This is a genomic window from Hymenobacter volaticus, from assembly GCF_022921055.1.
GTDB classification, from domain to species: Bacteria; Bacteroidota; Bacteroidia; order Cytophagales; family Hymenobacteraceae; genus Hymenobacter; species Hymenobacter volaticus.
The window spans coordinates 5,043,261-5,062,974 of sequence record NZ_CP095061.1; the positions used below are offsets into that span (position 1 = coordinate 5,043,261).

Annotated in this window: 16 protein-coding genes, 1 tRNA gene and 3 pseudogenes; 14 read left to right on the plus strand and 6 right to left on the minus strand. The window is 53.6% G+C overall.

Features of this window, described 5'->3' with window-relative positions; translation table 11 throughout:
• Nucleotides 1-4 precede the first annotated feature (4 nt).
• The 4 genes and pseudogenes from MUN86_RS22000 to MUN86_RS22015 all read left to right on the plus strand — a co-directional run bounded on the left by MUN86_RS22000 (nucleotide 5) and on the right by MUN86_RS22015 (nucleotide 3,048).
• Nucleotides 5-765: pseudogene (locus MUN86_RS22000) on the plus strand (ABC transporter permease).
• A complete protein-coding gene (locus MUN86_RS22005) occupies nucleotides 699-1,145 on the plus strand; it encodes an ABC transporter permease (RefSeq protein ID WP_245120112.1) in 447 nt (148 codons plus the stop codon). The pseudogene MUN86_RS22000 and the gene MUN86_RS22005 overlap by 67 nt, the downstream one beginning before the upstream one ends.
• A gap of 195 nt (nucleotides 1,146-1,340) precedes the next feature.
• Nucleotides 1,341-2,453 carry an efflux RND transporter periplasmic adaptor subunit gene (locus MUN86_RS22010; protein WP_245120113.1) on the plus strand — a complete coding sequence of 371 codons (1,113 nt, stop codon included), beginning with the start codon at nucleotides 1,341-1,343 and terminating at the stop codon, nucleotides 2,451-2,453.
• Between the two features lie 313 nt (nucleotides 2,454-2,766).
• Nucleotides 2,767-3,048, plus strand: a complete 282-nt coding sequence (locus tag MUN86_RS22015) for a hypothetical protein (protein WP_245120114.1) — start codon at nucleotides 2,767-2,769, stop codon at nucleotides 3,046-3,048.
• Nucleotides 3,049-3,138: 90 nt separating this feature from the next.
• On the opposite strand, the gene MUN86_RS22020 is transcribed toward MUN86_RS22015, so the two are convergent.
• The 3 genes from MUN86_RS22020 to MUN86_RS22030 form a co-directional block, all read right to left on the minus strand.
• A tRNA-Met gene (locus MUN86_RS22020) sits at nucleotides 3,139-3,213 on the minus strand.
• Nucleotides 3,214-3,360: 147 nt separating this feature from the next.
• Entirely contained in the window at nucleotides 3,361-5,040 is a 1,680-nt protein-coding gene (locus MUN86_RS22025) for a BamA/TamA family outer membrane protein (protein ID WP_245120115.1), read from the minus strand.
• Nucleotides 5,034-5,288 (minus strand): hypothetical protein, encoded by a 255-nt coding sequence (locus tag MUN86_RS22030; protein ID WP_245120116.1) that lies wholly within the window; start codon nucleotides 5,286-5,288, stop codon nucleotides 5,034-5,036. Before MUN86_RS22030 ends, MUN86_RS22025 begins: the two co-directional genes overlap by 7 nt.
• Nucleotides 5,289-5,418: 130 nt before the next feature.
• Between MUN86_RS22030 and hemW the strand changes: the two genes are divergently transcribed.
• The 4 genes from hemW (at nucleotide 5,419) to MUN86_RS22050 (ending at nucleotide 9,019) form a co-directional block, all read left to right on the plus strand.
• The gene (gene hemW, locus MUN86_RS22035; protein ID WP_441319121.1) at nucleotides 5,419-6,561 is read left to right on the plus strand and encodes a radical SAM family heme chaperone HemW; all 1,143 of its coding nucleotides are present in this window, start codon (nucleotides 5,419-5,421) and stop codon (nucleotides 6,559-6,561) included.
• Nucleotides 6,562-6,723: 162 nt separating this feature from the next.
• Nucleotides 6,724-7,209, plus strand: a complete 486-nt coding sequence (locus tag MUN86_RS22040; protein ID WP_245120118.1) for a hypothetical protein — start codon at nucleotides 6,724-6,726, stop codon at nucleotides 7,207-7,209.
• 112 nt (nucleotides 7,210-7,321) lie between these two features.
• The gene (locus MUN86_RS22045; protein WP_245120119.1) at nucleotides 7,322-8,011 is read left to right on the plus strand and encodes an alpha/beta fold hydrolase; all 690 of its coding nucleotides are present in this window, start codon (nucleotides 7,322-7,324) and stop codon (nucleotides 8,009-8,011) included.
• A 231-nt stretch (nucleotides 8,012-8,242) separates the two neighbouring features.
• Nucleotides 8,243-9,019, plus strand: a complete 777-nt coding sequence (locus tag MUN86_RS22050; protein WP_245120120.1) for a cyclase family protein — start codon at nucleotides 8,243-8,245, stop codon at nucleotides 9,017-9,019.
• 131 nt (nucleotides 9,020-9,150) lie between these two features.
• On the opposite strand, the gene rpmA is transcribed toward MUN86_RS22050, so the two are convergent.
• Both rpmA and rplU read right to left on the minus strand, forming a co-directional pair.
• Nucleotides 9,151-9,444, minus strand: coding sequence for a 50S ribosomal protein L27 (gene rpmA, locus MUN86_RS22055; protein WP_245120121.1), 294 nt, complete (start codon nucleotides 9,442-9,444; stop codon nucleotides 9,151-9,153).
• A 99-nt stretch (nucleotides 9,445-9,543) separates the two neighbouring features.
• Nucleotides 9,544-9,849, minus strand: a complete 306-nt coding sequence (rplU, locus tag MUN86_RS22060) for a 50S ribosomal protein L21 (protein ID WP_245120122.1) — start codon at nucleotides 9,847-9,849, stop codon at nucleotides 9,544-9,546.
• 470 nt (nucleotides 9,850-10,319) lie between these two features.
• Here rplU and MUN86_RS22065 point away from each other — a divergent pair.
• Together MUN86_RS22065 and MUN86_RS22070 are read left to right on the plus strand one after the other, a co-directional pair.
• A pseudogene (locus MUN86_RS22065) lies at nucleotides 10,320-11,278 on the plus strand (ribonucleoside-diphosphate reductase small subunit).
• A 266-nt stretch (nucleotides 11,279-11,544) separates the two neighbouring features.
• A complete protein-coding gene (locus MUN86_RS22070) occupies nucleotides 11,545-12,300 on the plus strand; it encodes a LytR/AlgR family response regulator transcription factor (RefSeq protein ID WP_245120123.1) in 756 nt (251 codons plus the stop codon).
• Nucleotides 12,301-12,307: 7 nt separating this feature from the next.
• Here the strand turns inward: MUN86_RS22070 and MUN86_RS22075 are convergent, their stop codons facing one another.
• The gene (locus tag MUN86_RS22075) at nucleotides 12,308-14,671 is read right to left on the minus strand and encodes a PAS domain-containing hybrid sensor histidine kinase/response regulator (RefSeq protein WP_245120124.1); all 2,364 of its coding nucleotides are present in this window, start codon (nucleotides 14,669-14,671) and stop codon (nucleotides 12,308-12,310) included.
• Nucleotides 14,672-14,995: 324 nt separating this feature from the next.
• Between MUN86_RS22075 and MUN86_RS22080 the strand changes: the two genes are divergently transcribed.
• From MUN86_RS22080 to MUN86_RS22095, 4 genes and pseudogenes are all read left to right on the plus strand, one after another.
• Nucleotides 14,996-15,376 (plus strand): hypothetical protein, encoded by a 381-nt coding sequence (locus MUN86_RS22080; protein ID WP_245120125.1) that lies wholly within the window; start codon nucleotides 14,996-14,998, stop codon nucleotides 15,374-15,376.
• 201 nt (nucleotides 15,377-15,577) lie between these two features.
• Nucleotides 15,578-15,760: a hypothetical protein gene (locus MUN86_RS22085; protein WP_245120126.1), complete on the plus strand. Its 183-nt coding sequence runs from the start codon at nucleotides 15,578-15,580 to the stop codon at nucleotides 15,758-15,760.
• 459 nt (nucleotides 15,761-16,219) lie between these two features.
• Nucleotides 16,220-18,600: pseudogene (locus tag MUN86_RS22090) on the plus strand (ribonucleoside-diphosphate reductase subunit alpha).
• A gap of 139 nt (nucleotides 18,601-18,739) precedes the next feature.
• Nucleotides 18,740-19,486 (plus strand): DUF3800 domain-containing protein, encoded by a 747-nt coding sequence (locus tag MUN86_RS22095; RefSeq protein ID WP_245120127.1) that lies wholly within the window; start codon nucleotides 18,740-18,742, stop codon nucleotides 19,484-19,486.
• The last annotated feature ends 228 nt before the right edge of the window (nucleotides 19,487-19,714 follow it).

The following is a 19,714-nucleotide window of genomic DNA, read 5'->3' on the forward strand; positions in this document are numbered from 1 at the left end:
TTTTATGCTGGTGGTCCTGCTAGGTGCAGGCAAAGGCTTCCGCAATGGCGTTGAAAATGAGTTTGATGTCGCCAAAAACGCCGTGTTTGTCTGGAGCCAGCGGACCAGCGTGCCTTATGCCGGGTTGAAGGTGGGACGCTTCATCCCGTTCACCAACGACGACGTAGCCGCTCTAAAGCGGGAAGTACCCGAAGCCGCTGTTATTCTGCCGCGCAGCTCGCTCGACGGCACGTTCACGGTGCAATACGGTACCAAAAGCTCGTCCTTTTCGGTGAACGGCGAGTATCCGGGTATCCAGCTGTGCAAGCCGTAAACCTGACCGGTGGCCGCTTCATCAACGATATTGATATTGCGGAGCGGCGCAAAGTAGCCGTCATCGGCGACCGGGTGGCCGAAGTGCTGTTCGGCACAGCGGAGCCGCTGGGTCAGGAAATCCGCATCAAGGGCATTTTCTTCCGAGTAGTGGGCAAGTTTAAGGCGCAAGGCAAACCTGAAAACGCGCAAGAAGAAGCACAGAAAATCATTATTCCGCTCACGGCCTTACAAGTCACTTTCAACCAAGTGAACCGCGTGGGCTACTTTGCTTTCATCCCAAGAGCTGGAATTCCGGCGGCAGTTGTCGAAACCAAAGCCAAGCAGGTGCTGGCCCGACAGCACAAAATAGCCCCACCGACGACCGGGCGCTCGGATCAGCCAACGTGGAAGAGGAGTATGCACGGGTGCAGGGCCTGTTCACCGGCATTTCGGGCTTCAGCTGGCTGGTGAGCATCGGCACCATTATGGCCGGAATTATTGGGGTGAGCAACATCATGCTCATTGTCGTGAAAGAGCGCACCAAGGAAATCGGAATTCGCAAAGCCCTTGGCGCCACGCCGTGGAGCATTGTAAGTTTGATTGTGCAGGAAAGTATCGTCATCACGGCTGTGGCCGGGCTCTTCGGGCTCCTATTCGGTACGGCCCTCATGGCGGGTATCAACTCCCTAATTGCGGGCCAGGACGTTGGCTTTTTCGCTAACCCGCGCGTCGATATTGGGGTGGCAGGCACGGCGGTGGCTTTGCTGGTGGTGGCAGGAGCCGTGGCCGGTTTGGTACCCGCTCTAAAAGCCGCTCAGGTGCAGCCCGTGGTAGCGCTGAAAGATGAATAACCCCTTGACTAACTCTTACTCAACAGTCTTTCCAACAATGCAGTAATTCTCATAAAATCAGCTCACTGCATATTCTAATTTAGCCTACCCCTATCGTGTCACTCACTCGGCCCGGACAACCATTGCACCGACAAGGCACTAGCTGTTGCGTCGTTACCACCTAAGCAAACCTTACGAAGCCACCAATACTCACTTATGAAACGCGTGTTCCTTTCGCTGCTCCTGCTCTTAGTCCTTGCCGGGTTTGGCTGGCTAGGCTATTACTTCTGGAAGCAGGCTCACACCGATCCAATCGTTTATAAAACGGAAGCGCCCTTCGTGGCCGACATCGTGAAAAAGACCGTGGCAACGGGTAGCATCGTGCCGCGCCGCGAGGTACTCATTAAGCCGCAGGTATCGGGCATTGTGGAGGAACTGTACGTGGAGGCTGGGCAGCCCGTGAAGGAAGGTCAGTTGCTGGCCCGTATCCGGACGGTAGCCAATGCCGGCAATGTGAACAACGCCCAAAACAACATTCAAGCCGCCCGCGTGGCCCTCGAAACCAGCCAAATAGAGCTAGAGCGCCAACGCCCACTGTTCGAGCAAAAAGTTATTGCCGCTCAAGAATTCAACCGCCTGCTCGCCGACTACAAAGCCAAGAAGCAAGCCCTCAACGCCGCCGAAAACGACCTTCAAATTGCTCAGCGCGGTGCTTCCCGCAACACCGGTGGCGCCTCCAACTTGGTCCGCTCCACCATTACCGGCCTGCTGCTAGATGTACCAATTAAAGTAGGCTCGTCGGTAGTAGAGCGCAACAACTTCAACGAGGGCACTACCATTGCCTCCATTGCCGATATGCAAAGCCTAGTATTTGAGGGCAAGATTGATGAGAGCGAAGTAGGCAAAGTGCGCGAAGGCATGGACCTGAATCTGACCATCGGGGCGCTCGAAAACGAGTCGTTTCCGGCCACGCTCGAATACATTGCGCCCAAGGGCATTGCCGAGGAAGGTGCCATCAAGTTTCAGGTGCGGGCCAAGCTCAAGCTCAAGCCCGGCCAGTTTTTGCGCGCCAACTATTCCGCCAACGGCGACATTGTGCTAGGTCGCCGCAGCCAAGTATTAGCTATCCGGGAAAGCCTGCTCCAATTTGGCAAGAAGAATAAGGACAGTGTATTTGTGGAAGTGGAAACCGGGCCGCAGCAATTTCAAAAGCGCCTAGTCAAAACCGGCCTCTCCGATGGTATCAACGTGGAAGTAAGCTCGGGCCTAACTAAATCCGACAAGGTGAAAGTGCTCGGGCCACCATCCGAGGGCGAAAAGAAGAGCTAGCATTAATTTCTAAACAACTCAAACTGCCTCGGCATCATATTCTTGGTGTCGGGGCTGTTGCGTGAACAGCTAAAGTGTTCAAAGTAAATTCAGTTACTAGTAGTAGCTAGTATATAGTTGCTAGCGGCACTAACCGGATGTACTCTGTATATAACTGCTATTCAATGCTAACAAGGGCGGACTCCTTTGTAAATGGTATTGATATATTTTTTCTTGAAGGAGGACAAAAAAAGAGAAATTTTACAAAACCATTTTGTATTTAATTAGTACATTATTTTATTAGTATATTGACACAACATAACTCTCTACTCCCATGTCCGCACACCTCCTTTTCAACTCGCAAGAGACATCATCCTTAGTTGAGAATTTTCAGAGCCAGAACTATCACCAGTATTCCTGCACCATTATTCGCAAAGTATTGGAAACCAAAAGCTACCACGAGCATGAATCCCTCGTGGTGAATGGGTTGATGGAAGTGATGAGCAACGTGCTCGACAAGTTCAAGCATGTGGAAGCCGATGAAGACGGTATTCTTCAGCTCTCCGATGGATTGTATAACTTGTTACTCCGGGTGGAATGTGTGGAAGCCGATTGATTGGCAAAGCTTCTAACAGCAACAGACTATGCTGTGTACTTCAGAAAAGCAAAAGGCCGTCATCCATATCGGATAACGGCCTTTTTTCTAGGTAGCGGGACTGGACTCGAACCAGTGACCTTTGGGTTATGAGCCCAACGAGCTACCAACTGCTCCACCCCGCACTGTTTGGTTGTGCAAATGTACGAGGGTTTTTGAGAAAAGCCATGTTTGCTCGTAAAATAGCCCTATTTGCGAGCTTCATCCCTGATAATCAAGGGCATTATTTTATCGAGCAATCTATAGCTCATATCTAGCCAAGCTTTGCTAGCATCAAAAACGGCTGGTGATACCGAAGTGAATCTTACCGGAGTTTAAGGCTAGCTTCTGCTGATTGTCGCGACCCAAAGCGTACACGAACTGGAACTGACCGGCACCGGTTCGGAAGCTTAGGCCTACGCCTAGCCCTGTTGGTGCATTGGTGCTCGTTTCTGTTTCGATGTCGCGGCGCAGGTAGCCTTGGTCGATGAAGGCGAACAGGTAAGCATCGGCACTCGTGAACTGACGGTATTCGGCCGTGCCTACTGCGTATTGGCTGGTGTAAAAGTTTAGTTCGTTGAAGCCCCGTAGCGTCGAGAGGCCGCCTATTCGGAACAGGTCGTTGAGGAACAGGCGCTGGTTGAAAAGGGCTTCGCCGCGCAGGCGCGTCAGCAGCACGCCGCCCCGCCCGATGCGGGTGTACCGCTCTAGCCGCGTGCCCGCACTCACTTGGGTGCTACGAAGCGGTAGGCTGTCGTAGAGCGTTTCATTTAGCTCGGTGTTCTTACTGATGATCTTGCTGCCTACTGAAGCCTGCCCACTGGCCAGCACGCCGCTCCGGGGGAAGTATGAATCGTCGAGCGAAGTCCAGGTATAGTCAAGGCCGTAGGAAGTGAAGCGGGAATCAATGTTTTCAGGCAGAACGGTGAGGCTAGCATAGGAGGCATCGCCTAGCAAGCGAGAACTACGCCACTCCGTGAAAAAGCTGATGCGCCCCGAACGCGCCGTGGGATACGTAATCTGCAAGCGTGGCCGCAGCGTCTGAAACCCGTTTTGAGGAGTGGACTGGCGGTAGAGGTTGAAGGTGCCACCAAGTTCGAGCGGCGTCCCGAAAAAAGTAGGGTGCGCGTATTGCGCATCAAGCTGCTGAGAGTTGACATCCGTTTTTCGCCATTGCAGCCCTAACCCTTTGCCTCCGCCTTTGATGTTGCGCAGCGCAATTGTGACGTCGCCGGTGAGTTGCACCCGTTTCTGGCCAAGGCCTGGTGTGGGGTTGGGTAAAATGCCTACAATGGCATCGAACTGGTTGGCCGTGCGGTCTTCGAGCAACAAATACACCCGGGCGCGGCCCCGGGCAAAGCGTACTTCCGGCTCGGCTTTGAGTTGCAGATAGGGCAACTGCCGCAGGCGGCGCGCCGCTTCTTCCACCCGTTGCTGGCTAAAGGGCTGCTCAGGATATATCTGCAAATACTTGGTTAGGAAACGCTTGCGAATAGTGCTGCTCCCTATAATTTGCAGGGAATCGAAGACAATGACCGGGCCCCGCTCCAGCAACACGCGGCCTTCGATGTCGGCTTCGTGCAACTGCGCCGAATCGAGCCGCACTGTCGCGAACGGGTAGCCCTGATTTTCTGCTTCCCGCAGAACCCGTTCTTGCAAGCGGCTCCAATCTTGGGGTTGAAAAGGCTGATTGCGATAAAGCTTTTCGCGGTAGCCAGCGCGGGTCAGTAAGCCGTCGCCGAGGTTGCCGTTGCGCAGCCGCGCCCACCGAAACTTCTCGCCTACATACAGTTTTACTTGCACTGTGTCGCGGTGCCAGCGTAGCTCATCGGCCGAGGCGGTTAAGTAGGATTCGCCTTGCAAGGCCAGCACTAGTTCCCGGACTTCGCGCAGTACAGTCAAGGAATCGGGCAAGCTGTTTTTGATACGGTAGCGGCGTAACACTGGCTGATCGGCCGTTTCGGTGTTTAACACCAGTATGCGTGGCCTCCGAACAGGCAATGGTTTGCTTGGTACGGGCGTTGGAGCAGGCGGAGGCGCGGGAGTTGCCACCCGCCCCGAATCAGGCACCGATAGTCGTATCCGGCTGGAATCGGGTGGGGCGGCGTTAGTTGGGGTGGCGCATTCAGGTTCAGCGGCGGCGACGTTTGGGCCTGCGCGCTGCCCATGCCACCGAACAGCACTCCTAGCAACAACCACAAAACAGCAAGGCGGGCGTACATTTGGGAACACAAACGCGGAAACACGCATTTAATTTCCTAAAGATACTTTCCAGGCAGGCTCTTACCGTTCCTACCCATGGGAAAGCTTCCGCATTCCTGTTCGTTGTTACCGCGTCACTGCACTACCTACTTGGCTGGCCTTTACCTCCATATTCCTTTTTGCAAGCAAGCCTGCCACTACTGCGACTTCCATTTCAGCACCTCGATGGGCTTGAAAAGCCGGCTGGTGGACGCCCTAACGCAGGAGCTAGCTTTACGAGCTGACTATTTAGGTCCTCAGTCCGTTCTAGAAACCATTTATTTCGGTGGGGGTACCCCGTCGTTGCTGACTGCAACTGAACTCGACCAGATTTTCAATGCCATTCACATCCATTTCCGCGTGGCGGCGGATGCGGAAATAACGCTGGAAGCCAACCCCGACGACTTGACCGCCGCCAAAGTGCGTGAACTAGCGGCCTCGCCGATCAACCGGCTAAGCATTGGACTCCAAAGTTTTCACGAGCCGCACTTGCGGCTGATGAACCGGGCACATTCCGCCATCGAGTCAACAGCGGCCGTGCAGCTAGCGCAGGAAGCAGGCTTCGAGAATATTTCGGTGGACTTGATTTATGGAGTACCGGCTCCCGACCACGGTATTTGGGAGGAAGATTTGGCGAAGGTGTTTGCCTTGCAGGTACCACACCTTTCTTGCTATGCGCTTACCGTGGAGCCCGATACTGTGTTTGGGCGGCAGCTCAAGAAAGGCACGTTTCGTCCGCCACCCGACGAGTTTGTAGCCCGGCAGTTCGAGATGCTGCTGGCCGAGCTTGCGCGCCACGGCTACCAACAGTACGAAATCAGCAACTTCTGCCAACCTGGCCGGGAGTCGCGCCACAATTCGGCGTATTGGCGCGGCGTGCCTTATCTTGGTTTGGGTCCGAGCGCGCACTCCTTCAACGGGGTTAGCCGCCAATACACGCTGGCCAACAACCCGCAGTACGTAACGTCGGTGCTGGAGCAGCACGAAGTACCCGCCACCATTGAGTTCCTCTCTCCCACCGACCGGGCCAATGAGTATTTGATGACCAGCCTGCGCACTGCCCGCGGCACCGACTTACGCCACTTGCACACGAGCTTGGGCGTAAATTTAGTAGCCGACCGAGCCGACTATTTGAAGTATCTGCAAACGAATGGCTGGGCCACTATCAGTGCCGATGAAGTGCTGACCCTCACCGACAAAGGCAAATTGCTGGCTGATCAGATAACCTTGGAGCTCTTCCAAGAAGCGGAATAAATCACAGGTTTTACCTCTGCAAAGCAGATGCTGCTGATTTAAATACGTTAAATTCCCTTTCCCATCCTGCTTGCTACGCCGCGCAAGATTTCCGGCACAGCGTAGCGAGTATGCTGACCACTGCCGCAGCAGCGTCAGCACTTACTTAGTGAAATCTGTGATATGAGAAGACTGATTGATGCTCTGGCCGATGACACCGACTTTTTCATCGAGCAAGTTCAGATAACCGCCATTGTGTTCGACAACTCCGACGACGTGACGATCTGGGCTACTACCTTCTTCGACCAGGAGCTGCACTTCTTTCATCTAGGCCTGCAATTCCAAAGCCTCGACCTCATCCTACGTCTGGCCGATAATCGCGCCGCGGCCTTGCAGGAAGAAGTAGCTGAGGCGTTGGCCACTGTCACGGAGTGGCCTTGCCTGCTGGAATATACCAGCGAAGAAAAACCGCCGGTCCAGCTGCCCAACGTAGCCCTCAAACTCTCCTGCACCTATCCCGCCGATGAGTCTTTTGAAGGAGAAGATGAGTCTGATGAAACATTCACTATTGGAATGGAAGCCGATAAAGAGGACGACGAGGAATATGAGCCTGGTGCTCCTCACAACATTTTCTATCTGGAAGGCGTCTTCTTGCGGGTTGAACCTTGAAGGCGAATTGCTGAAGCAGCGAAATGCTGACCTTAGTGCGCCATTTCGCTGCTGTTTAAGTTACGCCAATAGAACAGCAAATCCATTCCTTCACTAGTTACAGCTTCACCGCATGATCTACCTCATTCCGGGTTTGGGGGCCGACGAGCGGGTATTTCAGAATTTGCGGCCTTTACTGCAGGACGAGACGCAAATTTTGCTTTGGCTTACTCCAGAGCCAGACGAGCCGTTGTCAGCCTACGCTGCCCGCATGGCTGCCTCTATCCCTCTAGAACAAGAAGGTTTGCTGGTGGGTGTTTCGTTTGGTGGAGTGGTAGGCCTAGAAATTAACCGCATACGCCCGCGGCTGCGGACTGTGCTGGTTTCCAGCATTCCTGATGCTAGCTGTATGCCGCTGCTGTTGCGCCTGATCCGTTCAACGGGCGTGTACCGGTTGTTCCCGCCGCAGTGGTTGAAGCTGTTTCCAAGGGCGGGCCAACTTTACTTCGGTGTGCACAACGGCGAAGAGTACCGCATGTTCAAACGGATTCTGCGCGACATGGAACCTACGTACACGCGCTGGGCGATTCACCGGCTCCTACACTGGGACAGCGCCAACGTCGGGCGCAGCATCCAACTCCTCGGCACCGCCGACCGAGTCTTCCCGCCCGGCCCTACTCCTGTGGACTATCTCATTGAAGGCGGCGGGCACTTCATGGTGTTCAGCCATGCCCCACAGGTCAGTGCGATTCTGAACAAGCTAGCCGCCGAAGAAAAGGAGAAAGTAAATACCTTGACTAGCAACACCAACATATCTTCCTAAGCACAGCTAGAATACCTCGCGCGCTGACGTTACAAATAATAACAGCACGTCATGCTGAGCGGAGTGCAACGAAGCCGAAGCATCTCGCTCGACTCGTTGGACAAGCGTCAGGGTTTACCATACTAGCGAGATGCTTCGACTGCGCTCAGCATGACAAGGGTAGTGTTGCAACGTCAGCACGTAACATACTGCGAGTTATTTTGACTATTACTTGGTTCTTCAATTCACTCTATGCTTGCCACTTACCCGCATCAAGGCCGTGTGTTCTCGTTTAACCCGGCTGCTCCGCTTGATATTTCGTTGCCGTTGGCGCCGGGCGCGAATCAAGTGAACTGTTTTTGGGCCGAGCCGGTACAGTTTGATGTTATTCGGGTAGGCAACTTTGTAGGGAGCGTAGCGGAGGGAGGTAGCACCAACTACAAGCGGGTGCACGTCACGCCCCACGGCAACGGTACCCACACCGAGTGCTATGGCCATATAGCACCCGAGCCAACGGCCACGCTTAATAGGTGCTTGCGCCGCTTCCTATTTGTAGCACGGCTAGTATCGGTGCAGCCTCGGCCTCAAGCCAACGGCGACCAAGTAGTACACCTTACCGACGTGCAGCGCGAACTAGAAGGTGGCCCCGATGCAGCCGTCCACCCTGAGGCTATTGTGCTGCGCACCTTGCCCAACCATAAAGCGAAACGCACCCGCCAGTACTCCGGCACTAACCCAACCTACCTGGAGCCGGCACTAGCCGAGTACTTAGCGTCAGCCCATATAGAACACCTGCTCCTCGACCTACCAAGCGTGGACCGAGAGGAAGATGGTGGCGCGCTGTTAGCCCACCACGCGTTTTGGCAATATCCGCACGCCACCCGTCAGCAAGCCACCATTACCGAGCTGATTTTTGTACCTGATGAGTTAGAAGACGGTTTGTATCTACTCAATTTACAGGTCACTAGCCTGGAACTAGATGCTAGCCCAAGCAAGCCAGTGCTTTATCAGTTGCACCTTAATTCTTAGCAGTCGGCCTAGCCCATGTGACTTATACCCGCCGTTACTTCTCGATAGCGGGAAATATAGCCAACGCAAAAGGGCCATCCGTATGGATGGCCCTTTTCTGGAATACCAGTTACTCGTGTTGTGTGCAGTTACTACGCAGCAACAGTAGTCGTCTCAGTAGTAGCTTCTACAGTGCTAGGCACTACAGTTACAAACGAACGGTCCTGACGGCCCTTGCGGAACTGTACTGTACCATCGATCATAGCGAACAAGGTGTGGTCTTTGCCGATACCTACGTTCTGACCAGGGTGGTGCTTGGTGCCACGCTGACGCACGATGATGTTGCCAGCAATGATGGACTGACCACCGAAAATTTTCACGCCGAGACGCTTGGAATGCGATTCACGACCGTTGTTAGAGCTACCTACGCCTTTCTTGTGTGCCATGGTATTGTTTAGTTGAGAGTTATTAGTTGCCGGCTGCCAGTTAGTTGTTGCCGAATCCTACACAGACTGGCAATTGGCAACACAAAACAGGCAACTCAATTACCCGATGCTGTTGATCATTACTTTGGTAAACTGCTGACGGTGACCGTTCAGCTTTCTGTAGCCCTTGCGGCGCTTCTTCTTGAATACAAGAACCTTGTCGCCCTTTACGTGAGCGAGGATGGTACCCGTTACGGCTACGTCCAACAAGGGCGCACCAATGGTCAGGGTTCCGTTATCGTCGGTGAGGAGGGCTTTGCCCAATTCCACCGTATCGCCGACGTTGCCAGCCAAGCGGTGGGCGTATACAAATTTATTGGCTTCGACTTTCGTCTGCTTCCCGGCTATATTGACAATTGCGTACATCGGCGTCTTCGCGGTTTCTGAAAAATGGAAGGCAAAAGTACGGGTATGGTTTTATAAATCCAAACCCTAACTCACTAAACCTCATTGTCCCCAACTTTTTGCGAGCTGGAAATGTGGGTAAAACTACCAAACAATAACCGCGCGAATACAAAATTTGTGGACAACTGCAATTATCCACACGTGAAATGTGGATAACATTTGCAAAAACTGGCTTTTTCTATGTTTTGACAGCTATTTTCCATGACTTCAGTTGCAGTCTCAGTAAGGGCACATGCAGAAAAATTAACAGAGAAAAAATGGTTTAGAGGGGGTAACCTTCCCGTAAGTCAGGTTTATATTTGGTGCATTAACCTTCTGGCCACGGAGCTAAGCAGCTCTGAACAATCTGGTTTGTCGCCGGGTTTGCAGAATGCTTGCCTGCACGGCGGCCTGCTTTTACAGGAGTTCAACCTACCCTTTTGCCTTCCCCTATGGAACCTCTGCTCATTGAGAATCCCAACCGCTTCGTCCTTTTTCCCATCCAGAACAACGACGTGTGGCAGATGTACAAGAAAGCCGAAGCCTCGTTTTGGACGGCCGAGGAAATTGATTTAGGCCAGGACCAGAAAGACTGGGACAACCTCAACGACAACGAGCGTCACTTCATCAGCCACGTACTGGCGTTCTTCGCGGCCTCCGACGGTATCGTGAACGAGAACTTGGCTGTCAACTTCATGCAGGAAGTACAGATGCCGGAAGCGCGCTGCTTCTACGGCTTCCAAATCATGATGGAAAACATTCACAGCGAAACCTACTCGCTGCTGATTGATACGTACATCAAGAATCCGCAGGAAAAAGACCGCCTTTTCAACGCCCTCGAAACCGTGCCGTGCGTGAAGAAGAAGGGCGAATGGGCCCTGAAGTGGATTAATTCCGAAGACTTTGCCGAGCGTATCATTGCGTTTGCTGCTGTAGAAGGCATCTTCTTCTCTGGCTCATTCTGCTCGATTTTCTGGCTGAAAAAGCGTGGCCTGATGCCAGGTCTAACCTTCTCCAACGAGCTCATCAGCCGCGACGAAGGACTGCACTGCGACTTCGCTTGCCTGCTCTACAGCTACCTCCAAAACAAGTTGCCGGAGGAGCGGGTGCACAGCATCATCCGCGACGCGGTGACCATTGAGCAGGAGTTTGTGACCGATGCACTGCCCGTGAACCTGATTGGCATGAACGCCACCAGCATGTCGCAGTACATCGAGTTTGTGGCCGACCGCCTGCTCGACTCGCTTGGATACAGCAAGATCTATAACGCCACTAACCCTTCGACTTCATGGAAATGATTTCGCTGCAGGGCAAAACCAACTTCTTCGAGAAGCGCGTGGCCGAGTACCAGAAGGCTGGCGTGATGAGCGAGCGGACCGAAAATGCATTCTCGCTGGACGAAGATTTTTAAGCTTACTTATCGCACTCTTATTATTTCTAAAAGTGTGTTGTATTAAAAACGGAGCAGCTATAAAGCTGCTCCGTTTTCGTTTAGTGAAGGTCGAATCACCTTGTACCTTCTATTGGCGAAACGCCTATTTGTGATGGCTGTAAATGGCTAGTTGAGCTACGCTAGCTGAATGGAATTATCATCTCCATTACATTTGCGGCTTTTCTTGCCTATCTAGCTGCCACTAGCTACTTGATTCTGCGTATTCGCAAGCTCTACCCTCTGCTATGACTTCTGCAGTTTCGCTCGCTTGCGTCATCATCGACGACAACGAAATCAACCGCTTTACACTGGAGCGTGCTGTGCAGCGCCACGATCAGCTGACGCTCGCGGCCTCGTTTCCCGACGCGGTGGAGGCTCTGTCTTACCTACGTGGTGGGGGCCAAGTTGATTTGCTGCTGCTCGACATCGAAATGCCGCATATCAGCGGGCTGGAACTTGTGAAGCTGCTGCCTAACCCCAAACCGGCCGTCATTCTAGTGACTACCCACGCCAGTTTCGCGGTAGATGCCTTTGAGTTGCGCGTGGTCGATTACTTAGTGAAGCCAGTGAGCTATGCACGGTTTTGTCAGGCTATTGCGCACGTGACGGAGCAGCATCAAGCCGCACTACCAGCTGCGCCGCCGGTGGTGGCGCCTAGTGCTGTCGCCCCAAACGATATTTCGGCCACCGGCACCGACTTGTTTGTGAAAACCAACGGCAAGTTGCTGCGCATCAATTTTGAATCGGTGCTTTTTATCGAAGCCTTGTCGACCTACGTGGTGTTGGTTACCGACAAGCAAAAGCACGTGGTGGGTGGCACACTCAAAAGCATCGAGGATCGGCTGCCCTTCCGCCATTTCGTGCGGGTGCACCGCTCATATATAGTAAACCTGCACCGCGTGGAGTCCTTGGAAGACAACATGTTGAAGCTAGGCCAGCACGAAGTACCCGTGAGCCGGCCTTACCAAGAAGAGCTTACGCTACGCTTGCGGGCACTGTAGGTTTGTGCTACGAGGCGGCCGAAAACTCTTCGGGCAGCACACGCAGTACCCGCTCTACCTGCCGCACTAGTTGCTGCACTGCCGCCGTTCGGACCTTGCTGGTTTTGGTGCCTGGCCGCGGCTGATCCATTAGCAATTGCAGAGGCTGTGTTACGCCTGCTACACCAAACTGGACGAGGTTGGGCTTGATATGGTGCACTAGCTTGGCTACTTGCGCCCACTGACCCGCGGCGGCGGCCACCTGAATCTGCTGGAGAATGGGCGGTATGTGCAGCAAAAACGAACGTACAATGCGCTCGACAAAAGTGATTTCGCCGTCGGCTAGCTCGTGCACCTGTTCTAAGTTGTAGAGCGGTACCTCGGGGGCTTGCACCAGCGCCACCAGCTTGCAATAGAATTCTTCCTCCTTGAAAGGCTTCGTCAAGCAGTCGTTGATGCCGGCTTTCAAGTAGCGGTCCAGGTCGGAGCGGAAGGCGTTGGCGGTGAGGGCCAATACGGGTACTAGGGCCCGTTCCACATCGGGGTGCAGGCGCATTTGCAGGGTGGCCTCCACGCCGCTCATGCCCGGCATCTGAATGTCCATCAGTACGGCATCGTAGCGGTGCTCGGCATGCAGTACTAGCGCGGCTGGTCCGTTTTCTGCTTCGTCTACAAGCGCGCCCCAGCTTTGTAGCAGCAGGCGTACCACCTCCCGGTTGATGCTGTTGTCTTCCACAACGAGCACCCGACGGTTGCGCAGCGCACCCGTGTCCAGCAGTACAGGGCGGGGTGCAACTTCCACTCCCTCGGCCTTGGGCAGCGTGACGGTGAATTGAAACGTACTACCGCTACTAAGCTGACTTTCAACCACAATAGTACCGCCCATCTGCTCGACTAAGGCGCGGGCAATGCCTAGTCCCAAACCGGTGCCACCGAAGCGCCGTGACGTGTCGGGGCTGGCCTGTACGAAGTCCTCGAAGATATGGTCAAGCTTCTCAGCCGGGATACCGATACCGGTGTCGGTAATGCGGAAGCCTGCCGTCAGGTGCGTTTCCGTTTGGCTTATTAAGTAGCCACCTATCGAAATACTGCCTTCGATGGCGGTGAATTTGATAGAATTGGATACCAGATTGATCAACACCTGATTGAGTCGATAGGCGTCGCCCATCACCCGCGGCAGCGGCTCGGCTTGCATGAACAGCGCTACGTGGAAAGCCACTCCTTTCTCGGCAGCCTGGACGGCCAAGGGCTGCATGGCTTCTTCCATCGACTCTCGCAAATCGAACGACATTTGCTCTAGCTCCAGCCGGGCCGAGCTGATTTTGGTCATGTCTAGCACCTCGTTGAGCACGGACAGCAAATGCTCGCCCGAGGTCTGGATGATGCGCAGCAATTCCCGCTGGTCTTGGTCGAGCTGAGTTTTGGTGAGTTGGCGAGCCATTCCCAACACTCCGTTCATGGGCGTCCGGATTTCGTGGCTGAGGTTAGCCAGGAATCCTTCTTTGGCCAGCGCCGAGGCTTCAGCTCTTTCCTTGCCGCGCTTGAGCTCCACTTCTGCCTGCACTCGCTCCGTAATATCGAGGGCGCAGAGCAGCACGCAAGGTGGTTGCCCCGGCTGAATGATGCGGTGAGCGTGATAGAGTAATTGCCGAGGTTGTCCGTTGCGGGGCAGCAGTGGCAGCTGGCCCACACTGGTTTCGACAGTCGAGTTGAACTGCGTTATGTACATCGGCCAGGTCTGGGCGTGGTCGACGCTGGGCATCAATTCGCTTAGTTGGGTGCCTAGCAGTTGCGAGGCCGGTAGTTGCAGCAGCAGCGCAAAGGCTTGGTTGAAAGCCAACAACACCCCGTTCAAGTCGTGCACGGCTACGGGCACCGGCAGATGGTAGAGCAACTGATCTGGCTGAAACTCCTTGGTGACATCGGGGGCGGCTGCTTCTGCTACGAGGCGGTAACTGAACAACTCGGAGCCGGCCGCGCCTCCAAACGGCAACACATAATCCAGAGCCAGCACCCGGCCATCGCGCAAGGCTATCTTTTCGCTCAGTACAGGCTCCTGTGCGGCGCGCAATTCCTTGAGTCGCAAGGCTTGTTGAGCGGGCTGCACTGCCAAGCTTTGTAAGCGGGCAAACAGCGCCTCAGCCGGCTGGCCTATCCAATAGGATGGCGCTTCGGTGCCGCCGAGCAACAGGCACAGCGTCTCGTTGATTCGCTCGATAGTTCCTTCTGACCCGACCAAGAGCATTCCGGGGCCAGCCTGCTCTAGCATTCCAGCTAGTCGGCGTTCGGCGGCAGTAGCCCGCTCGTTGGCTTCGTGTAGAGCCCGCTCCAGCTCTGCAATGCGCGTCTCGGCGCTGGAGCTACTAAGAGAACGAGCAGCGTTAGAAGACATTCAAAAGCAGTGGGAAAGTAATTCCAATGCGAGGTGCAGCGCTTAGGTAAGATCAGCAGGGCAACTCGAGCAGGCTGTTGTCTACTAAAAGCTACTGCCCTCATTATCCAGTCGCTGCAAAAATACGACGTCTCACATCAAAAAAGGACCCAACCAGCAAAAAATCCGGTAGCCCGTACGAAGCTGCCCTAACATTGTATCATCAACGGCGCAGCAAGACAGACTTAGCCTAGCAAATCAGCTTCTCGGTCTCCTCTTAATCCGTTATTCTTTGTAATCACTTCTCTTTCAACTTCTTTTCAAGCTTACTTACTTCCTACCACTATGGCTTACTCTACTTCTTCTCCTGCCGGCCAAGCTGTTCAAGAAATCATCAACCAACTGCCAAGCCTCGTGGCCGTAGCCATTGTAGACGTTAATTCGGGCATGGCACTGGCTTCGCACTCCAACAACCCCAACCTGAACCCTGAGACGGCTGCTGCCTACAACACCGAGGTAGTAAAGCAAAAGCAAAAGGCAATGGCTGCCCTAAAGCTCACCGGCGAAGTAATCGACGACATCCTGATCAGCCTCACCAACCAACTGCACCTTATCAACCTAACGCCCGACGGCAAGAAGTTCATCTACTTAGTAGTGAACACTCGCGACACCAACTTGGCTATTGCCCGCGACGTGCTCCGTCAGTGCTCTGAGTTGCTGAAATAGTCTTTCTATATTAGTAACTATCAGCTATCTGACGTATTCCGGTGATTCAGAACAAGCCACCCCGCATTGGGGTGGCTTTTTTATGTTTAGTACTCGTTGCTGTGCAGATTCACTCTTCTGCTGCTATTCGAGCAACCTCAACGGTTACCAAAAGAGAAGTCGGAGCATTAAGCTTCGACTTCTCTTTTTTAGCCCTGCCGTATGGAATCTGCTTTCGTGTCGCCCTGCTTTGCTTGCCGCCGCCGTTTCCGCTGGAATAGCCAGCCGCTATTCACTGATTGCTCGTGCGTTAGCTATGGGCGCGGCACCACGGCAGTAGCGTTAGTAGCAGGTGCGACGTTGGTAATAAGTGGGTTATGGTGGTATCTGGAGTGCAAGAAGTAAGATTGTTACTAACACTTCGTTACTAGCCTGAGAAGGAAGCCGAAGGAACTTCTGCCCATAGAATGAGCCATTGTTATACTGCCGTTCAAGCGGGATAAGATCCTTCAGCTGCCGCCTCCGGATGACAGATGAGTTTAGCTGGTGGTGCTTAGCGTTCAGCTTGACCGGCTCTAGCAATACACTTTCCGCCGCAATTTGCCAACCTGAAATTCGGGCAGTTTACTAATTTATATAGCATTGGTTACATTTATAAAACCCGCTGAACAGCACTGTTTTGCGGCTATGTGGAAAACTTCTAAACTTTAGGTTTGTCCTACCCACTGGAAGGGGATATATTCCGCTACTTAACCGGCGCATGCGGACTGCGTGCTGGCGTCCGGAACCCTCTTCTGAACCCCATTTGCCTGCTCCTGACCGGAGCGGGTGAACCTATAACCAACCCCATCAACCGCAACGTCTATGCTGGTACTAAAACGCGACGGCCGCCGCGAATCCGTGAAATTCGACAAAGTCACGGCGCGCATTGAAAAGCTCTGCTACGGGCTCAATATGATGTATGTCTCTCCTATTGAGGTGGCGAAGAAGGTCATCGATGGGATTTATGACGGCGTCACGACGGTGGAGCTCGACAACCTGGCGGCCGAAACCGCCGCTTCCCTCACCACCAAGCACCCCGACTACGCCATTCTGGCGGCCCGGATTGCGGTGAGCAACCTCCACAAGGTCACGGCCAAGTCGTTTAGCAGCACCATGAAGCGGCTCTACACCTACCAGGACCCCAAGACCGGCGAAAACGCCTCCCTGATAGCCAAAGACGTGTGGGAAACCATCCATAAGCACGCCGCTACCCTGGACTCGGCCATCATCTACGACCGAGACTACAACTACGACTACTTCGGCTTCAAAACGCTAGAGCGCAGCTACTTGCTCCGTCTCGATGGCAAAGTAGTAGAGCGCCCGCAGCACATGATTATGCGCGTGGCCATCGGCATCCATAAAGAGGATATCGACGCGGCTATTGCTACCTATGAGCTGATGAGTGAGCGGTGGTTTACGCACGCTACGCCTACCCTCTTCAACGCCGGTACCCCGAAGCCACAGCTCAGCTCGTGCTTCTTACTCACGATGAAGGACGACTCCATCGAGGGCATTTATGACACGCTGAAAAATTGCGCCCTGATTTCGCAGAGTGCCGGTGGTATTGGCTTGGCTGTGCACAACGTGCGGGCCACGGGCTCTTACATCAAGGGCACCAATGGCACCTCCAATGGCTTGGTGCCGATGCTGAAGGTGTTCAACGACACGGCCCGCTACGTAGACCAAGGCGGCGGCAAGCGCAAAGGTGCCTTTGCCATCTACCTGGAGCCTTGGCACGCCGACATCCTGGACTTCCTGGACCTCAAGAAAAACCACGGCAAGGAAGAGATGCGCGCCCGCGACCTGTTCTTCGCCCTCTGGACGCCCGACTTGTTCATGAAGCGCGTGGAAGCCAACGGCGACTGGACGCTGATGTGCCCCACGAGTGCCCCGGCCTCGATACCACGCACGGTGAAGAGTTCGAGCGCCTCTACCAGAAGTATGAGCGCGAAGGCAAAGGCCGCAAAACCATCAAGGCGCAAGAGTTGTGGTTTGCCATTCTGGAAAGCCAGACCGAGACCGGCACGCCCTACATGCTGTTCAAGGACGCCGCCAACGGCAAGAGCAACCAGAAAAACCTCGGTACCATCAAGAGCTCCAACCTCTGCACCGAGATTCTGGAGTACACCGACGAAAACGAAATTGCGGTCTGCAACCTCGCTTCGTTGGCGCTGCCCCGCTACGTACGGCCTGATGCCAGTGGCAACCTGATCTTCGACCACCAGAAGCTGTACGAGGTAACCTACCACGCCACGCTGAACCTGAACAAGGTTATCGACATCAACTACTACCCCGTAGTGGAAGCCGAGCGCAGCAACCGCCGCCACCGCCCCATCGGGTTGGGCGTGCAGGGCTTGGCCGACACCTTTATTGCGCTGCGCATGCCGTTCGAGAGCGACGAAGCCAGCGGCCTGAACAAAGACATCTTCGAGACCATCTACTTTGCGGCCATGACGGCTTCCAAGGACCTGGCCAAGAAGGACGGAGCTTACGAGACGTTCAAAGGTTCGCCGCTGAGCGAAGGCAAGTTCCAGTTTGATCTGTGGGGCGTAACGCCGGAATCGGGCCGCTGGGATTGGGAAAGCTTGCGCACCGAAGTGGTGGAGCACGGCGTGCGCAACTCGCTGCTGGTAGCGCCTATGCCAACGGCCAGCACCGCCCAGATTCTCGGCAACAACGAGTCGTTTGAGCCTTACACGTCCAACATTTATGTGCGGCGCGTGCTCAGCGGCGAGTTCATGGTAGTGAACAAGCACTTGCTGAAGGACCTCATCAAGCTCGGCATCTGGAACGAGCAGATGAAAAACGAAATCATTGCCGCCAACGGCTCGGTGCAAAACATCGACCGGATTCCGCAGCACATCAAGGACCTGTACAAGACGGTGTGGGAGATTTCGCAGCGCCGCATCATCGACATGTCGGCCGACCGGGGCGCGTACATCTGCCAGAGCCAGAGCCTGAACCTGCACGTGCTGAACGTGAACTTCGGCAAGCTCACCAGCATGCACTTCCACAGCTGGAAGAAAGGTCTGAAAACCGGCATGTACTACCTGCGCACCAAAGCCGCCGCTGACGCCATCAAGTTCACGGTGCAAAAGCAAGCCGCCGAAACACTGGAGCCCCTGAACGTAGCCGCCCAGAACGCCTCGGACATGGCCTGCTCCCTGGATAACCCAGACGCCTGCGAGGCCTGCGGATCGTAGAAGAGAAAATTCGAGAATAGAAAAAGGCCATTCAAAATAGAATGGCCTTTTTCATAGTCGTGCTGAACTGGCTATTATAAATAACCTGCTTAACACTAGTCAATTATATACCGCTTATACTGACACACCTTTAAAGCTAATGTATTTACTCTACGTGGATGAAAGCGGTGACCCTGGTAAATTTGTCGGCACTAACTCTCCTCACTACATTTTAAGTGGTCTTATTATTAGCATCGACGATTGGAATAATGCGGTAGAACGACTAGTGAAATTTCGTGAATCAGCACAAAAGACTAGCGGGCTTGATAGACGTGTAGAGATACATAGTAGTGAATTAATTCGCCCACACAAATTGGAAGCATATAAGGCAATCCAAAAATCGGAGCGGGTACTACTATTAAAGCGTTTTGTAGCGGAGATGCACAACTTCTTTCCTAATGGCAGAATTATCAACATCTGCCTTGACAAAGCGAAATTAGCACACTACGATGAGTACCAGGAAGTTGCTTGGAAGCGCTTGATTCAGCGTTATGACACATTCTTGAAAAAAGCGAAGGCTCGTGGTATTATCGTGTCGGATGATACCAACGAAGCCTCTTTAAGAAAGCTCATCCGTAAAATGCGAGTGTACAATCCTATAGAATCTAGATTTGGGGGGTTCTATAATCCTGTCATCAACAATATAGTAGAGGATATTTTTCATCGTTCTTCTACCAACTCCTACTTCATCCAAGCTGTGGATGCCATTGCTTTTTGCTTATACCGCAAAGAGTATCCTAAAGGCAGTTTACGCAAATTTGGCTTTCAGTATCTGTTTGATACATTAGATAGCATGTTACTCAAAGAAGCCGCGCCAAACGATCCTCAAGGTATAATTCGACGCTAAAAAAAATGCCCCGGTTTTACAACCGAGGACTTTGTCGTGGCCCGGCAGAGGCCACAAGGCCTAAGCGAGTCACAGTACAAACATAACGAACATTGTAATACCATTGTTCAATATGATCCTATTTCACGACTACTTGAGGCGTAGGACAGCGTTGTCAATTAACGCTACGACCATACATTGTGCTAGTTAGTTGCGTCTTTCCATACTCTAAATTGCTCTCTAAGTGAG

Excerpts from the sequence above, each read along its gene's own strand:
- MUN86_RS22075 (WP_245120124.1), bottom strand. The coding sequence starts at position 14,671 with ATGTCTTCTAACGCTGCTCGTTCTCTTAGTAGCTCCAGCGCCGAGACG.
- MUN86_RS22085 (WP_245120126.1), top strand. The coding sequence starts at position 15,578 with ATGGAATCTGCTTTCGTGTCGCCCTGCTTTGCTTGCCGCCGCCGTTTC.
- rpmA (WP_245120121.1), bottom strand. The coding sequence starts at position 9,444 with ATGGCACACAAGAAAGGCGTAGGTAGCTCTAACAACGGTCGTGAATCG.
- MUN86_RS22050 (WP_245120120.1), top strand. The coding sequence starts at position 8,243 with ATGCTTGCCACTTACCCGCATCAAGGCCGTGTGTTCTCGTTTAACCCG.
- MUN86_RS22095 (WP_245120127.1), top strand. The coding sequence starts at position 18,740 with ATGTATTTACTCTACGTGGATGAAAGCGGTGACCCTGGTAAATTTGTC.
- MUN86_RS22015 (WP_245120114.1), top strand. The coding sequence starts at position 2,767 with ATGTCCGCACACCTCCTTTTCAACTCGCAAGAGACATCATCCTTAGTT.
- MUN86_RS22040 (WP_245120118.1), top strand. The coding sequence starts at position 6,724 with ATGAGAAGACTGATTGATGCTCTGGCCGATGACACCGACTTTTTCATC.
- MUN86_RS22030 (WP_245120116.1), bottom strand. The coding sequence starts at position 5,288 with ATGTACGCCCGCCTTGCTGTTTTGTGGTTGTTGCTAGGAGTGCTGTTC.
- MUN86_RS22070 (WP_245120123.1), top strand. The coding sequence starts at position 11,545 with ATGACTTCTGCAGTTTCGCTCGCTTGCGTCATCATCGACGACAACGAA.
- MUN86_RS22045 (WP_245120119.1), top strand. The coding sequence starts at position 7,322 with ATGATCTACCTCATTCCGGGTTTGGGGGCCGACGAGCGGGTATTTCAG.
- rplU (WP_245120122.1), bottom strand. The coding sequence starts at position 9,849 with ATGTACGCAATTGTCAATATAGCCGGGAAGCAGACGAAAGTCGAAGCC.
- MUN86_RS22010 (WP_245120113.1), top strand. The coding sequence starts at position 1,341 with ATGAAACGCGTGTTCCTTTCGCTGCTCCTGCTCTTAGTCCTTGCCGGG.
- MUN86_RS22080 (WP_245120125.1), top strand. The coding sequence starts at position 14,996 with ATGGCTTACTCTACTTCTTCTCCTGCCGGCCAAGCTGTTCAAGAAATC.